Consider the following 14,871-nt stretch of genomic DNA (forward strand, 5'->3'; position numbering starts at 1 on the left):
CCCGGCGGGCCGGGGCCCGCAGTCGGGCGCACCGGCCCGCAGGGGGCGGAAGAGAGAGGAAGGCGAACGCGTGCACGCATGCCAAAGCCCGGGACGGAAGCCCGGGGCGGAAGCCCGGCGGGGGTTCGGGAGGTGCGGCAGTCTCAGACGCGGCGACAGATGGCGCTCGCTACACGTCCCAGATCGACGTGCCGGCGCTCCACGAGCGTGATCGAAAGATCACCGAGGGGCTGCATGGGGAAGGAGCCTGCCAACGGGGCATGGGCCTGTCAACGGTGGTCTCGAACTGCGGACCGCGGCGGTCCGTCGTCGGCCGGGGAGCGGCTCGTCCCTCCCCGGCCGCAGCTCCGGGGGTGTGAGGCTCACCACGAAACGAGCGTTCGGCCAGCGGTCCGGGCGGCGATCGGGCAGGTTCACCGAGCGCCACGGCCGCCCGTCGCCCCCGACCGTCCCCTACCTGTCGGTAACCGGTCTCCCGGCCCGGAAGTGAGCGCCGCGTTCGCCTCGCGGGCCCTCCCCGCATGCGCGGCAGTCACACAGGGTCACCGGTCGAAGTCCCGCGAATCGCCCTCCCCGGGCGGCGGGCGGGCCCGTTCCCCATGCCCCGCCGTGGGTTTGCCCACCGGTCCCCAATTCGGACCAGTGGTCGATCTCGCCTACACTCGGTGCTGTGCCCCGTGGTGATGGACGACTCAACCACGACCTGCTCCCCGGAGAGAAAGGCCCCCAGGACGCTTGTGGCGTCTTCGGTGTCTGGGCTCCGGGTGAAGAGGTCGCCAAGCTCACCTATTTCGGACTGTATGCCCTGCAGCACCGCGGACAGGAATCCGCGGGCATCGCAGTGAGCAACGGGTCCCAGATCCTGGTCTTCAAGGACATGGGACTGGTCTCGCAGGTCTTCGACGAAACGTCTCTGGGTTCTCTCCAGGGCCATATCGCGGTCGGTCATGCCCGCTACTCCACCACCGGCGCCTCGGTGTGGGAGAACGCGCAGCCGACGTTCCGTGCCACCGCGCACGGCTCGATCGCCCTCGGTCACAACGGGAACCTGGTCAACACCGCCCAGCTCGCGGAGATGGTCGCCGACCTCCCGCGCAAGGACGGCCGCGCCACCCAGGTCGCCGCGACCAACGACACCGACCTGGTGACCGCGCTGCTCGCCGGGCAGCGCGACGAGAACGACAAGCCGCTCACCATCGAGGAAGCCGCCGCCAAGGTGCTCCCCGACGTCAAGGGCGCGTTCTCCCTCGTCTTCATGGACGAGCACACGCTCTACGCAGCCCGCGACCCGCAGGGCATCCGCCCGCTGGTGCTCGGCCGGCTGGAGCGCGGCTGGGTGGTCGCCTCCGAGTCCGCCGCGCTCGACATCTGCGGCGCCAGCTATGTACGCGAGATCGAGCCGGGTGAGCTCGTCGCCATCGACGAGAACGGTCTGCGCACCTCGCGCTTCGCGGAAGCGAAGCCCAAGGGCTGTGTCTTCGAGTACGTCTACCTGGCCCGTCCCGACACCGACATCGCCGGGCGCAACGTCTACCTCTCCCGGGTGGAGATGGGCCGCCGACTGGCCGCCGAGGCCCCCGTCGAGGCGGATCTCGTCATAGCGACCCCGGAATCCGGCACTCCCGCCGCGATCGGGTACGCGGAAGCCAGCGGCATCCCGTTCGGCGCCGGACTGGTGAAGAACGCCTACGTCGGCCGGACCTTCATCCAGCCCTCGCAGACCATCCGCCAGCTCGGTATCCGGCTCAAGCTGAATCCGCTGAAGGAAGTCATCAAGGGCAAGCGCCTGGTGGTCGTCGACGACTCGATCGTCCGGGGCAACACCCAGCGCGCCCTGGTCCGGATGCTCCGCGAGGCGGGCGCCGCCGAGATCCACATCCGGATCTCCTCGCCGCCGGTGAAGTGGCCCTGCTTCTTCGGGATCGACTTCGCGACCCGCGCCGAACTGATCGCCAACGGCATGACCGTCGACGAGATCTGCACCTCGATGGGCGCCGACTCCCTCTCGTACATCTCGATCGACGCGATGATCGAGGCGACGACGATCGACAAGCCGAATCTCTGCCGCGCCTGCTTCGACGGCGAATACCCGATGGAGCTCCCGGACCCGGAGCTGCTCGGCAAGCAGCTGCTGGAGACCGAGCTGGCGGCGGGCCCGGCGGCGACCGCCGCGGCCGACGCGCTGCGCCGTCCGTGACCCGGACGCGCCGCCGCATCCCCCACCAGCCCCGTATCTCCACACGAAAGATCCCAGGCCATGTCTGAGACAACAGGTGCTTCCTACGCGGCGGCCGGCGTCGACATCGAAGCCGGTGACCGTGCCGTCGAGCTGATGAAGGAGTGGGTGAAGAAGACGCAGCGCCCCGAGGTCGCGGGCCTCGGCGGCCTCGGCGGATTCGCCGGCCTCTTCGACGCCTCGGCGCTCAAGCGCTACGAGCGTCCGCTCCTGGCCTCCGCCACGGACGGCGTCGGCACCAAGGTGGACCTGGCGCGTCAGATGGGCGTGTACGACACCATCGGCCACGACCTCGTCGGCATGGTCGTGGACGACCTCGTCGTCTGCGGCGCCGAGCCGCTGTTCATGACCGACTACATCTGCGTCGGCAAGGTGCACCCCGAGCGTGTCGCGGCCATCGTGAAGGGCATCGCCGAAGGCTGTGTCCTGGCGGGCTGCTCCCTGGTCGGCGGCGAGACGGCCGAGCACCCGGGCCTCCTCGGCCCGGACGACTTCGACGTCGCCGGAGCCGGTACGGGCGTGGTCGAGGCCGACCGCCTGCTCGGCCCGGACCGTATCCGCAAGGGTGACGCCGTCATCGCCATGGCGTCTTCCGGTCTTCACTCCAACGGGTACTCGCTCGTCCGCCACGTGGTCTTCGACCGGGCCGGCTGGTCCCTGGACCGCGAGGTCGAGGAGTTCGGCCGCACGCTCGGCGAGGAGCTCCTGGAGCCCACCCGGATCTACTCCCTGGACTGCCTGGCCCTCACCCGGACGACCGAGGTGCACGGCTTCAGCCACGTCACCGGCGGCGGCCTGGCGAACAACCTGGCCCGGGTCGTCCCGGACAGCCTGCACGCCACCGTGGACCGCTCCACGTGGACGCCCGGCGCGGTCTTCGACCTGGTCGGCAGGGCCGGTCAGGTCGAGCGGCTGGAGCTGGAGAAGACGCTCAACATGGGTGTCGGCATGATCGCGATCGTCCCGGCCGACTCGGTGGACGCCGCGCTCACGACGCTGGCCGACCGCGGGGTCGACTCCTGGGTCGCCGGTGAAATCACCGACCGCGGTGAGCACACCACGGGCGCCGAGCTGACCGGCGACTACGCCCGATAGTCACCGTCGCGCCGTGGTGCGCCGGGCAGCCCGCCCGCCGCACCACGGCATCACGGGACCGCACGACACCACGGGAAGCCTGGACCGGGACACACAGAACCCGGCCCGGGGCTGGCCCGGACCGGGTTGATGTGTCAGCGCGAGGTCAAGCGCCGCGGCGCTGTGACGACGGACCGGACTGATCGTCCTGATCCTCGTCATCGTCCTGGTTGTAGCGATCCGCGTACTGTGCGTACGGGTCATCTTCCTCGTCGTCGTCCTCGAACGGCTCTGCGTTCGGTGGCTGACTCGAAGGCGATGCGCCCAGCTCATTGGCCAGACGCGACAGGTCAGTCCCGCCGCTGCTGTACTTCAGCTGGCGGGCGACCTTGGTCTGCTTGGCCTTTGCCCGGCCGCGCCCCATGGCTCGACCCCCTCGGTGACGGGGCTCGACGGCCCCAGAGTCTTGACACGCGTTCATGTTTCGGGACGGACTCTCGACAGAGAGACCGTGCCCGTAGAGCTTTAACGGTACCTGCTTCCGTGGCCATACGGTACGCCGCCCGCATTTCGGTCCCGGAACAGGGCCAGCGAGGAGCCCCGTCCTCCCTGGTCAACTGCGATTTTAACCTCTTGTGGAGGTACGACCCGCCGACCGGGGTGAGTCTTGTCTCGTCGGCCGGCGGGCCGCTGGGGCCGCCCGGTCAGTGGGCGCGCGCCTCCGCCATCCGCTGTTCGGCGAGCCGGTCGGCCGCCGCGGCCGGCGGAATCCCGTCCGCCTTCGCACGTGCGAATATTTCCAGCGTGGTGTCGAAGATCTTCGTCGCCTTCGCCTTGCACCGGTCGAAGTCGAACCCGTGCAGCTCGTCGGCCACCTGGATCACGCCACCGGCGTTGACCACGTAGTCGGGCGCATAGAGAACCGACCGGTCGGCCAGGTCCTTCTCCACGCCCGGGTGCGCCAGCTGGTTGTTGGCCGCGCCGCACACCACCTTCGCGGTGAGCACCGGCACGGTGTCGTCGTTCAGCGCGCCGCCGAGCGCGCACGGCGCGTAGACGTCCAGGCCCTCGGTGCGGATCAGCGCGTCGGTGTCCGCCGCCACGGTGACCTCGGGGTGCAGATCGGTGATCCGGCGCAGCGATTCCTCGCGGACGTCGGTGATCACGACCTCGGCCCCGTCGGAGATCAGGTGCTCGACGAGGTGGTGGCCCACCTTGCCGACCCCGGCGACGCCGACCTTGCGGCCGCGCAGCGTCGGGTCGCCCCACAGGTGCTGGGCCGAGGCCCGCATGCCCTGGAAGACGCCGAACGCGGTGAGCACCGAGGAGTCGCCCGCGCCGCCGTTCTCGGGGGAGCGGCCGGTGGTCCAGCGGCACTCCCGGGCGACGACGTCCATGTCGGCGACATAGGTGCCGACGTCGCAGGCCGTCACGTAGCGGCCGCCGAGCGAGGCGACGAACCGGCCGTAGGCGAGGAGGAGTTCCTCGCTCTTGATCTTCTCCGGGTCGCCGATGATGACGGCCTTGCCGCCACCGTGGTCGAGGCCGGCCAGGGCGTTCTTGTACGACATCCCGCGCGACAGGTTCAGCGCGTCGGCGACGGCGTCCGCCTCGGTGGCGTACGGGTAGAAGCGGGTGCCGCCGAGGGCCGGGCCCAGGGCGGTGGAGTGGAGGGCGATGACGGCCTTGAGGCCGGTGGCACGGTCCTGACAGATCACTACTTGCTCGTGACCTCCCTGATCCGAGTGGAACAGGGTGTGCAGGACGCCGTTAGTCACATCGGTCACTGTGGTGACTCCCAAGTACGAAGCGGCGGAGGCCCTCCTGGGGGTGGGGAGGGCCCCGGACCGACCGGCACGGTCGGTCCGATGGGCAAGAGCGTAAGTCCTCCGGCGGCGCGGATCCGCCCCCGTGCGGAGGATCACCCCCTGGGGGTGTACCGCCGTGACACGATGCGCTGCATGTCGGTGGTGTCTTCGGTGCTCGTCCCTTACACGTCCTACCTCCGGGTCTACGAGCCGCTCGCCGCATTCGCCGAGCCCGAGCGGAGCCACTGGGCGCGCTACGCGCAGCGCGAGGACCTTCCCACGGCCCAGGACGAACTGCGTCGCTCGCTGGCCGACTTGGCGTCGACGCCGCCGGTCGGGGTGCCCGTGCACGAGAGCGGCGACGCGTTCGTGGCGGAGCTGGACGAGGTGGTGTGCGTCTGCCCGTGGCGGACCAGGCTGAGGGGCTGGCTGGCCCTGGAGGAACTGGAGGGCATGTTTCCGGCCAACGTGCTCGACGTCGTGCTGCCCGCGGTGGTGCGCGGCCAGGCAGCGGCGGACCACGAGCGCTGGCAGCGGCTCCACCCGGACGCGAGGCCCTGGATCCGCACGACGGTGTGGCAGGTTCCGGTGCGCTGGTTCGTCCTCTTCCGTGACGAGGAGCGGGAGTACACGGCGGCGGACGGCGAGGGGGCGGGGCCCGTTCTGCGCTACCGCACCCCGATGGTCGAGGCTCGCCGCCGGCTGGCGCGGGCGCTGCGGACGCTGCGCGAGAACGTTCCCGAGGGCCCGCTGACCGAGGGCCTGGTGGACGTGGGGCGCTGGTTGGAGGAGTTCCATCCGCGCTCCCTGGTCGAGCTGGACTACGGGGGCCTCGTGCACGCGTTGCCGGCGGAGCGGCTCGCCGGGGACCGGTCGGCGGCGGATGTGGCGGAGGGGCTCGCCGCGCTGCGGGACGGCGACAGCGAGGGCGCGGGGGAGGCGTACGCGCGGCTCGCGGAGCGCTGGCGGGCGGTCCGGGACCTCCAGTTCACCAATTGACGTGAAAAGGCCCACAGTGGCATCAAGGTGACGGAACCGGGGCATCCTTCATCCAGGACGGCCGAGGGGCCGGCGGACGGGCCGCGAGGCCGGACCGTACGGAAGGAGGAGGAAGCCGGGTCGCTTCGACGGAGGGCGACGAAGAGGGGCTCGACAAACAGTTGACGGGCCGTGAACCTGCGTCCTGTGTGGCGCGTGTGATGTGCGAGGCGGAAGCGTACTCCGCTGGGCCTAGGACCTACGTCCTGAACCGGGCCTTTGCCTCAAGCGTGATGGACAGCACTAACGGGGCCCTTGCGCCTATCCCTACCCCTCATGCCAAAATAGGACAAGGAGTCCGGGGAGGGCTCCTTCTGTCCAAGTAAGGGCAGGATGCTCGACATTGCACTCTATGGGGGGTCTGAACGACTCCTGTTCGCTCTGTGACTGATCGTTACTGGGGTGTGACTGTCCGCTATGGCATGGTCCATCGGCTTCCGTCGCTGATGAACACCTGGGAGGGCAATTCCATCGGTTTGGCCGACGTGGCTGGACGGATGGTGTAGTTGTAGTGCCGAGGACAAGCCGTTCGTCCTATAACCGACTCGGCCCGCGTCCGCCATTTCGGGCAACGCGGGTCAAGGTGCAGAATTTAGAGGAAAGAACCGAGAAGGTTCGGTTCTCCCGAGGAGGCCGCTCATGACCGCTCGCACCCCTGATGCCGAGCCGCTGCTGACCCCGGCTGAGGTTGCCACGATGTTCCGCGTGGACCCGAAGACGGTCACCCGTTGGGCCAAGGCTGGCAAGCTCACGTCCATCCGCACGCTCGGTGGACATCGCCGGTACCGCGAGGCTGAGGTCCGCGCACTGCTTGCGGGTATTCCGCAGCAGCGCAGCGAGGCCTGACACACCCCTGCCTCGCAGCAATACAGCAGCACAGCATCACAATCCGGGCAGCTGCAAGGTCCCCCAACCCCAGCCGCCCACCCATAGCTCCACTCGACGGACGCCTGCCCCAACGGGCGTCATACCTGTGTTCCACGGGTGTCGTCGTATCGATCGCGCTGGACTCCGCCGGGTCCAGCGCGATCTTTTTTGTGCCCTGCGCGGCCTCCCGGGCCCGCTCCCGGCCCTCGGGGACGGGTCGACCCAGAACCGGGCGGTCGGTTGGCTTCAGGTGGCCGACAGCGGCGTTCGTGGGTCTGTGAGCGGGTCTGTGCGGGAGTGTGGGTGAGCGTCCCGGACGCGGTGGGACAGCCCCGGACGGAACGGTCCTCGCGAGCCCGCCGCCCTCGTGCAATTGCACATATTAAATTCACCAGTTGTAGGGGAGGCGTAAAATCCCCCGGTCTGAAAACTCGTTCGGTGACTACCGTCACACCACTTGATGCTTGCCAACTTCGAGCCTGCCACTGCCCGGACGCGGAAGCATCCGGCCGATGGTCATGTCGTGGAGGGTCTTTCGGTCCCGGTCCCGGTCCCGGTCCCGGTCCCGGTCCCGGCCTCTTCCTCGTCCGGCCGTCCGGTGGAGCCCTGACGCGGGGCGGCGCCCTGCGGGGCCTCGGAGGGGCCCCCGGGCGCTCCCTGCTCCCCGTCGCCCCCGGGCTCCATGGCGAGGCGCAGGAGGCGATGGCAGACCGCGCAGTGCCGGGTGAGGTGGCGATAGGCCGAAGCGGCCGCCAGATGGGCGCGCAGCAGCGCGCGGGTCTCATGTCGTGCTGTGGGCGCGGACATACGAGCCACCTCCCGGTGGGCCCGGCCGTCCCCCGCCGTGTGAAGCGCCGAGGAACGCCGAGAAGCAGGGCCAGCCTCTGCTTCTACGAGGTACCCGTGGCGCCCGTCGGCGTCAAGACGCGAGAAAGCCCGGATCGAAACGATCCGGGCTTTCTTCTACTGCGGTCCTGACGGGATTTGAACCCGCGGCCTCCACCTTGACAGGGTGGCGAGCACTCCAAACTGCTCCACAGGACCAGGTTTTCGCCGCTTGCCTTGCGGCTTGCTGCGAAACCAGACTGTACAGGAGGTGGGAGGCCCAGGTCGACTTCACTCCTGGTGGTGACTCCGTCACCGCCCCGCCGCCCCCTCGCGGGCCCCCGGTGTCAGGGCGCGAGGGCGTCGATCGCCTTCACGATCCGCTTGTCCGAGACGGGGAACGCGGTGCCCAGCGCGTGGGCGAAATAGCTGACCCGCAGCTCCTCGATCATCCAGCGGACGTCCAACACCTCCTGCGGCACCGGCCGGCCCTGCGGAAGCTGTTCGAGCAGCCAGGCGTACTCGTCCTGCATCTCGTGGACCTTCGCCATCCGCGTGGTGTCCCGCTGCACGGCCGTGGGCATCTGCTGGAGCCGCCGGTCGGCCGCCACGAGGTAGCGCATCAGGTCCGGCAGCCGGCGCAGTCCGGTGGCCGTAACGAAACCGGGCGGTACGAGACGGGCCAGCTGATCCCGTACGTCCGTGACGTTGGCCACCAGCGTCAGGCTGTTCGTCGACTTCAGCCGGCGCTCGCAGGCCTGCCACGCGGCCAGGATCTGCTGCACCTGGTCGATCGTGCGGACGGTCAGGTCCACCAGATCGGCGCGCACCTTGTCGTACAGCGTCCGGAACGCCTTCTCGTCCCACGCCGGTCCGCCGTGCGCGGCGATCAGCCGGTCGGCGGCGGCGGTGGCGCAGTCCTCGAAGAGCGCCTGGACCGAACCGTGCGGATTGCGGGACAGGGCCAGCTTCTGCTGGTTGGAGAGCCGGTCCGAGGCGAACTTCGCCGGGTGCACCGGGATGTTCAGCATGATCAGCCGCCGGGTGCCGCGCCACATCGCCTGCTGCTGCTCGGCCTCGGTGTCGAAGAGGCGTACGGCCACGGTGTCGCCCTGGTCGACGAGGGCCGGATACGCCTTGACCGGCTGCCCGGCACGACGCGTCTCGAAGACCTTGTTCAGCGTGCCGATCGTCCAGTCGGTGAGCCCGGACCGCTCGATGGACTCGCCGGACGGCCCCGCGGTCGCCGCGGCCGCCTTGGAGAGCGCCTGCCGGGCCTTCGGCCGCAGCTGGAGCTTCAGCGCCTCCAGATCCTTGTCCTCGGCGACCTTCCGCCGCCGCTCGTCGACGATCCGGAACGTGATCTTCAGATGGTCCGGGACCCGGGAGAGGTCGAAGTCGTCGGCCGTGACCGGCACGCCGACCATCCGCTGGAGCTCCCGCGCCAGGGTGAGCGGCAGCGGCTCCTGGAGCGGGACCGCACGGTCGAGGAACTTGTCGGCGTAGTTCGGCGCGGGGACGTAGTGCCGGCGGATCGGCTTCGGCAGCGAGCGGATCAGCTCGGTGACGACCTCCTCGCGCAGCCCCGGGATCTGCCAGTCGAAGCCCTCGGACGTGACCTGGTTCAGCACCTGGAGCGGTACGTGGACGGTCACACCGTCCGCGTCCGCGCCGGGCTCGAACTGGTACGTCACCTTGAACTTGAGCTTCCCCTGCCGCCAGGAGTCCGGGTAGTCGTCCTTGGTGACGGCCCCGGCCTTCTCGTTGATGAGCATGGAGCGCTCGAAGTCGAGGGCGTCCGGCTCCTCGCGCTTCTTGTTCTTCCACCAGGAGTCGAAGTGCGCCCCGGACACGATGTGCTCGGGAATCCGCTGGTCGTAGAAGTCGAACAGCGTCTCGTCGTCCACGAGGATGTCGCGGCGGCGGGCACGGTGCTCCAACTCCTCGACCTCGCCGAGGAGTTTGCGATTGTCATGGAAGAACTGGTGGTGGGTGCGCCAGTCGCCCTCGACCAGGGCGTTGCGGATGAACAGATCCCGCGAGGCCTCCTGGTCGATACGACCGAAATTGACCTTGCGCTGAGCGATGATCGGCACCCCGTAGAGGGTGACCCGTTCGAACGCCATCACCGCGGCCTGGTCCTTCTCCCAGTGCGGTTCGCTGTAGGTGCGCTTCAGCAGATGCCCGGCGAGGGGCTCGATCCATTCGGGCTCGACCTTGGCGTTGACCCGTGCCCACAGCCGGGAGGTCTCCACCAGCTCCGCCGACATCACGAACCGGGGCTGCTTCTTGAACAGCGCCGACCCGGGGAAGATCGCGAACTTGGCGCTGCGCGCGCCCATGTACTCGTTCTTCTCGGTGTCCTTCAGCCCGATGTGCGACAGCAGCCCGGCCAGCAGCGAGGTGTGCACCGCCTGCTCGGGGATGGACGCCTCCGCCTTGGGCTCCTCGACGGTGATGCCCATCTGCTTGGCGACCGTACGCAGCTGCGCGTAGATGTCCTGCCATTCGCGGATGCGCAGGAAGTTCAGATACTCCTGCTTGCACATCCGGCGGAACGAGGACGAGCCGCGCTCCTTCTGCTGCTCCCGGACGTAGGCCCAGAGGTTCAGATACGCCAGGAAGTCGGACGTCTCGTCCTTGAACCGGGCGTGGTTCTGGTCGGCCTGGGTCTGCTTCTCCGCGGGCCGCTCGCGCGGGTCCTGGATGGAGAGCGCGGCGGCGATGACCATGACCTCGCGGGCGCAGCCGTTCTTGTCGGCCTCGATGACCATGCGGGCCAGCCGCGGGTCGACGGGCAGCTGGGAGAGCTTGCGGCCGAGCGGGGTGAGCCGCTTCTTCGGATCCTTCTCGGCGGGGTCGAGGGCGCCCAGCTCCTGGAGGAGCTGCACGCCGTCGCGGATGTTGCGGTGGTCCGGCGGGTCGATGAAGGGGAACTTCTCGATGTCGCCGAGCCCGGCGGCGGTCATCTGGAGGATGACGGAGGCCAGGTTGGTGCGCAGGATCTCCGGGTCGGTGAACTCCGGCCGGGTGACGAAGTCGTCCTCGGAGTACAGCCGGATGCAGATGCCGTCCGACGTACGGCCGCAGCGGCCCTTGCGCTGGTTGGCGCTGGCCTGGGAGATCCGCTCGATCGGCAGCCGCTGGACCTTGGTGCGGTGGCTGTAGCGGGAGATGCGGGCGTTGCCCGGGTCGATCACGTACTTGATGCCGGGGACCGTCAGCGAGGTCTCGGCGACGTTGGTCGCCAGCACGATGCGGCGTCCGGTGTGGCGCTGGAACACGCGGTGCTGCTCGGCGTGGGAGAGGCGCGCGTAGAGGGGGAGCACCTCGGTGTGCCGGAGGTTGCGTTTGTTCAGCGCGTCCGCCGTGTCCCGGATCTCGCGCTCGCCGGAGAGGAACACCAGGACATCGCCCGGGGCCTCGTGACCCAGCTCGTCCACGGCGTCGCAGATCGCGGTGATCTGGTCGCGGTCGGAATCCTCGCTGTCCTCTTCGAGGAGCGGGCGATACCGGACCTCCACCGGATACGTCCGCCCGCTGACCTCCACGATCGGGGCCTCGCCGAAGTGGCGTGCGAACCGCTCGGGGTCGATGGTCGCCGAGGTGATGACGACCTTCAGGTCCGGGCGCTTGGGCAGCAGCCGGGCCAGATAGCCGAGCAGGAAGTCGATGTTCAGGGACCGCTCGTGGGCCTCGTCGATGATGATCGTGTCGTACGCCAGCAGCTCGCGGTCCGTCTGGATCTCGGCGAGCAGGATGCCGTCCGTCATCAGCTTCAGATACGTCGACTCCGGATTCACCTGGTCGGTGAAGCGGACCTTCCAGCCGACCGTCTCGCCCAGCGGCGTCTTCAGCTCGTCCGCGACCCGCTCCGCGACCGTACGGGCGGCGATCCGCCGGGGCTGGGTGTGCCCGATCATGCCCCGGACGCCGCGCCCCAGCTCCATACAGATCTTGGGGATCTGCGTGGTCTTGCCGGACCCGGTCTCCCCGGCGACGATCACGACCTGGTGGTCGCGTATCGCCTCCAGGATCTCGTCCTTCTTCTGGCTGACCGGCAGCTCTTCCGGGTACGACAGGGCCGGCAGCCGGGCCGCGCGCACCGCGAGCCGTTCGGCCGCCTTGCCCGCCTCGGCCGCGATCTCGTCCAGCACGGACTGGCGGGCCTCGGGCTTGCGGATGCGGCGCGCTCCTTCGAGGCGCCGGCCGAGCCGGTTCGCGTCGCGGAGCAAGAGCTGTCCGAGCTGGGACTGGAGATCGGCGAAGGAAGTAGACATACGGCCCCCAGGATCTCACCCGGGCCCACGGAGTGGCGACCTCATTTCGCGCGGGCTGCGTCACGCGGCACGTACCATTTCGGGCAGTCGAACGCTCCGTCACCGTCGCTCGCGCGAGAAAGGCCCGGTCCCGTGTCCCGTACGCAGTGGTGGAGCCTGACGGCGCTGCTCGCGGTCGTCGTGGGACTGCTGTGCGGACCGGTGGCGACGGCCGGGGCGGCGGAAGCCGCGATCGGGGCATCCGCGCCGGCGGTTTCCGTCGCGCAGACGCAGACGCAGACGCAGACGCAGCCCCAGACCCAGACCCAGGCCCACATCCAGGCTCAGGCGCAGGCCCAAGCCCACGTCCAGGCCCACGCCCAGACCCGGGCCAAGCCCTGGGCCTCGATGGCCGAAGCCGCCGACGCCGACACCCCGGTCCCCGGCTGCGGGAAGCTCCGCGACCACGACGGCGAGCCCGCCGTCCCCTCCCGCGCCCGTTCCGCGTACGACCAGGCGCCCGGCCTGGCCCCGTGGGGGCTGCCCGTCGCGACGGGCGCGCTGTCGGCCGAGCCGCCGCCGGGGATGCGGGCCCGCGCCCCGGCCCCGTACACCCCGACCCCCGTAGAACTCTCCGTGCTGCGGGTGTAGGCCGGGCACCCGCCCGACCCGCGCCCTTCTCCCTCTCCTTCCGGATCATCAGCACGGAGTGCCGCATGCCCACGCCCAAGAAGCCCGTCTCCACGGGCCAGAAGTCCTCCTCCCGCAAGCCTTTGGTCTACGGCGCCGTGATCGTCGTGGCCGCCGGTCTCCTCGGCTTCGCCTCCTACCGGGCCACCGCCCCCGACGACACCGCCCCGGACACCTCCTCCGCCCCGGCCGCCGAGGTCTCCGCCGACCCGAACGAGGGCGTCTACCCGGAGCTGGCGAAGCTGGCCCGCCGGGACGCGGACGACAAGCTGGCCACCGGCCGCGCCGACGCCCCGGTCGTGCTGATCGAGTACGCCGACTTCAAGTGCGGCTACTGCGGCAAGTTCGCCCGGGACACCGAACCGAAGCTGATCGAGAAGTACGTGAAGGACGGCACGCTGCGCATCGAGTGGCGCAACTTCCCGATCTTCGGCGAGGAGTCCGACAACGCCGCGCGCGGCGCCTGGGCCGCCGGGCAGCAGGACCGCTTCTGGGAGTTCCACAGCGCCGCCTACGCCGAAGGGGCGAAGGAGAAGGGATTCAGCAAGGACCGGGTCAAGGCGCTCGCCGAAGAGGCCGGGGTGAAGGACCTGAACCGGTTCATGAAGGACCTCGACGGCAAGCCCGCCCGGGACGCCGTCGCGAAGGACCAGGAGCAGGCGTACGGGATCGGCGCGACGTCCACCCCGTCGTTCCTGATCAACGGCCGCCCGATCGCGGGAGCGCAGCCCGAGGAGACGTTCACGCAGGCCATCGAGGCCGCCGCCGAGCAGGCGAAGACCACCGGCAAGGACACCGGCAACGCGGGCAACGACGCAGCGGACCCCGCCAAGTGACGGCGGACATCGGCTACTTCGCGGCCTTCCTCGGCGGGCTGCTCGCCCTGGTCAGCCCGTGCAGCGCGCTGCTGCTGCCGGCCTTCTTCGCGTACTCCATCGACTCCACCTCCCGGCTGCTGGCCCGCACCGGCATCTTCTACGCCGGGCTCGCCACGACCCTCGTCCCGCTCGGCGCGGCCGGCAGCTACGCGGGACGGCTGTTCTACGGCCACCGCGACGCCCTCGTCACGGGCGCGGGCTGGCTGATCATCGTGCTCGGCGTCGCGCAGATCGTCGGCCTCGGCTTCGCGTCCCGGCGGATCGCGGCCCTCAGCGGCCGGATCCGCCCCACCACGGCGTTCTCCGTCTACGCCCTGGGCGCGGTCTACGGCCTGGCCGGATTCTGCGCGGGCCCGATCCTCGGCAGCGTCCTGACCGTCGCGGCGGTCAGCGGCAGCCCGGTCTACGGCGGGCTGCTGCTGGCGGTCTACGCGCTCGGGATGGCCGTACCGCTCTTCGTGCTCGCCCTGCTCTGGGAACGCTTCGACCTCGGACGCCGGGCCTGGCTGCGCGGCCGTTCCGTCCGGCTCGGCCGGTTCGAGCTGCACACCACGTCGCTGCTGTCGGGGCTGTTCTTCATCGGGCTCGGCGCGCTGTTCCTCGTGTACGACGGGACGACCGCGCTGCCCGGTCTGCTGGGGGTCGACGACTCCTTCGCGGTCGAGCAGTGGGCGCAGAACCTGGGTGAACAGGTGCCGGACGGGGTGCTGCTCGGAGCGGTGGTGCTCGTGGCGCTGCTCGTCCTGGGCGCCCGGGCCTGGCGGCGGCGCGACACGGACGCACCCGCGGAGAAGACCGAGAAGACCGAGGAGGCCGGGGAGACCGAGAAGGTGTGACACGGCGAAGGCCCCGTCCATCGGACGGGGCCTTCGAGAAGTGGCTGGGGCCGGGATCGAACCGGCGACCTATCGCTTTTCAGGCGATCGCTCGTACCAACTGAGCTACCCAGCCACGCAGCCGCTGGGGCTGCAGCGGTCCTGACGGGATTTGAACCCGCGGCCTCCACCTTGACAGGGTGGCGAGCACTCCAAACTGCTCCACAGGACCAAGCAATGTGCGAAACAAGTCTCGCACACGGTAAAACGTGCCCCCAACGGGATTCGAACCCGTGCTACCGCCTTGAAAGGGCGGCGTCCTGGGCCACTAGACGATGAGGGCTATTGGCCCGCCTGTTCGCTTTGCAGCGCGTCGGGGAC

Annotated in this window: 12 protein-coding genes and 4 tRNA genes; 7 read left to right on the plus strand and 9 right to left on the minus strand. The window is 69.7% G+C overall.

The genetic code is table 11. The annotated features are described in order from the left end of the window. Window positions 1-143: 143 nt before the first annotated feature. On the minus strand, window positions 144-236 hold the full coding sequence (locus IE272_RS39285) for a putative leader peptide (RefSeq protein WP_373304166.1): 93 nt from the start codon (window positions 234-236) through the stop codon (window positions 144-146). 434 nt (window positions 237-670) lie between these two features. On the opposite strand from IE272_RS39285, the gene purF reads away from it, so the two are divergent. Together purF and purM are read left to right on the plus strand one after the other, a co-directional pair. Continuing rightward, a complete protein-coding gene (gene purF, locus IE272_RS11495) occupies window positions 671-2,197 on the plus strand; it encodes an amidophosphoribosyltransferase (protein WP_032790366.1) in 1,527 nt (508 codons plus the stop codon). A 60-nt stretch (window positions 2,198-2,257) separates the two neighbouring features. After that, window positions 2,258-3,331 (plus strand): phosphoribosylformylglycinamidine cyclo-ligase, encoded by a 1,074-nt coding sequence (gene purM / locus IE272_RS11500; RefSeq protein WP_056702406.1) that lies wholly within the window; start codon window positions 2,258-2,260, stop codon window positions 3,329-3,331. Between the two features lie 145 nt (window positions 3,332-3,476). On the opposite strand, the gene IE272_RS11505 is transcribed toward purM, so the two are convergent. Both IE272_RS11505 and IE272_RS11510 read right to left on the minus strand, forming a co-directional pair. Then, on the minus strand, window positions 3,477-3,734 hold the full coding sequence (locus IE272_RS11505; protein ID WP_007447468.1) for a DUF3073 domain-containing protein: 258 nt from the start codon (window positions 3,732-3,734) through the stop codon (window positions 3,477-3,479). A 280-nt stretch (window positions 3,735-4,014) separates the two neighbouring features. Then, on the minus strand, window positions 4,015-5,097 hold the full coding sequence (locus IE272_RS11510) for a Leu/Phe/Val dehydrogenase (RefSeq protein ID WP_050358697.1): 1,083 nt from the start codon (window positions 5,095-5,097) through the stop codon (window positions 4,015-4,017). A gap of 174 nt (window positions 5,098-5,271) precedes the next feature. Here IE272_RS11510 and IE272_RS11515 point away from each other — a divergent pair, with 174 nt between their 5' ends. Beyond that, complete coding sequence (locus IE272_RS11515; RefSeq protein ID WP_050358713.1) at window positions 5,272-6,117, plus strand: DUF8083 family protein; 846 nt, start codon at window positions 5,272-5,274, stop codon at window positions 6,115-6,117. Between the two features lie 678 nt (window positions 6,118-6,795). Next, window positions 6,796-7,002, plus strand: a complete 207-nt coding sequence (gene bldC, locus IE272_RS11520; protein ID WP_003949541.1) for a developmental transcriptional regulator BldC — start codon at window positions 6,796-6,798, stop codon at window positions 7,000-7,002. A gap of 537 nt (window positions 7,003-7,539) precedes the next feature. Here bldC and IE272_RS11525 read toward each other — a convergent pair. From IE272_RS11525 to hrpA, 3 genes are all read right to left on the minus strand, one after another. Next, window positions 7,540-7,830: a DUF6274 family protein gene (locus tag IE272_RS11525; RefSeq protein WP_190006772.1), complete on the minus strand. Its 291-nt coding sequence runs from the start codon at window positions 7,828-7,830 to the stop codon at window positions 7,540-7,542. 162 nt (window positions 7,831-7,992) lie between these two features. Continuing rightward, a tRNA-Asp gene (locus tag IE272_RS11530) sits at window positions 7,993-8,067 on the minus strand. A gap of 128 nt (window positions 8,068-8,195) precedes the next feature. Next, complete coding sequence (hrpA, locus tag IE272_RS11535; protein WP_190006773.1) at window positions 8,196-12,128, minus strand: ATP-dependent RNA helicase HrpA; 3,933 nt, start codon at window positions 12,126-12,128, stop codon at window positions 8,196-8,198. 132 nt (window positions 12,129-12,260) lie between these two features. On the opposite strand from hrpA, the gene IE272_RS11540 reads away from it, so the two are divergent. From IE272_RS11540 to IE272_RS11550, 3 genes are all read left to right on the plus strand, one after another. Next, window positions 12,261-12,758: a hypothetical protein gene (locus IE272_RS11540; protein ID WP_190006774.1), complete on the plus strand. Its 498-nt coding sequence runs from the start codon at window positions 12,261-12,263 to the stop codon at window positions 12,756-12,758. A gap of 65 nt (window positions 12,759-12,823) precedes the next feature. Continuing rightward, the gene (locus IE272_RS11545; RefSeq protein WP_190006775.1) at window positions 12,824-13,633 is read left to right on the plus strand and encodes a DsbA family protein; all 810 of its coding nucleotides are present in this window, start codon (window positions 12,824-12,826) and stop codon (window positions 13,631-13,633) included. Next, window positions 13,630-14,511: a cytochrome c biogenesis CcdA family protein gene (locus IE272_RS11550; RefSeq protein WP_190006776.1), complete on the plus strand. Its 882-nt coding sequence runs from the start codon at window positions 13,630-13,632 to the stop codon at window positions 14,509-14,511. The genes IE272_RS11545 and IE272_RS11550 overlap by 4 nt, the downstream gene beginning before the upstream one ends. Before the next feature lie 41 nt (window positions 14,512-14,552). On the opposite strand, the gene IE272_RS11555 is transcribed toward IE272_RS11550, so the two are convergent. From IE272_RS11555 to IE272_RS11565, 3 genes are all read right to left on the minus strand, one after another. Next, window positions 14,553-14,626, minus strand: a tRNA-Phe gene (locus tag IE272_RS11555). Window positions 14,627-14,647: 21 nt separating this feature from the next. Continuing rightward, window positions 14,648-14,722: transfer RNA gene (locus IE272_RS11560), tRNA-Asp, on the minus strand. Window positions 14,723-14,760: 38 nt separating this feature from the next. Beyond that, window positions 14,761-14,833, minus strand: a tRNA-Glu gene (locus tag IE272_RS11565). Between the last annotated feature and the right edge of the window lie 38 nt (window positions 14,834-14,871).

Origin of the sequence: Streptomyces anulatus (genome assembly GCF_014650675.1) — a bacterium.
GTDB lineage: Bacteria > Actinomycetota > Actinomycetes > Streptomycetales > Streptomycetaceae > Streptomyces > Streptomyces anulatus.

Bases quoted from the DNA above. Each gene is read 5' to 3' on its own strand.
- IE272_RS39285 (WP_373304166.1), bottom strand. From the start codon at position 236: ATGCAGCCCCTCGGTGATCTTTCGATCACGCTCGTGGAGCGCCGGCAC.
- hrpA (WP_190006773.1), bottom strand. From the start codon at position 12,128: ATGTCTACTTCCTTCGCCGATCTCCAGTCCCAGCTCGGACAGCTCTTG.
- IE272_RS11505 (WP_007447468.1), bottom strand. From the start codon at position 3,734: ATGGGGCGCGGCCGGGCAAAGGCCAAGCAGACCAAGGTCGCCCGCCAG.
- IE272_RS11545 (WP_190006775.1), top strand. From the start codon at position 12,824: ATGCCCACGCCCAAGAAGCCCGTCTCCACGGGCCAGAAGTCCTCCTCC.
- purM (WP_056702406.1), top strand. From the start codon at position 2,258: ATGTCTGAGACAACAGGTGCTTCCTACGCGGCGGCCGGCGTCGACATC.
- IE272_RS11515 (WP_050358713.1), top strand. From the start codon at position 5,272: ATGTCGGTGGTGTCTTCGGTGCTCGTCCCTTACACGTCCTACCTCCGG.
- IE272_RS11525 (WP_190006772.1), bottom strand. From the start codon at position 7,830: ATGTCCGCGCCCACAGCACGACATGAGACCCGCGCGCTGCTGCGCGCC.
- bldC (WP_003949541.1), top strand. From the start codon at position 6,796: ATGACCGCTCGCACCCCTGATGCCGAGCCGCTGCTGACCCCGGCTGAG.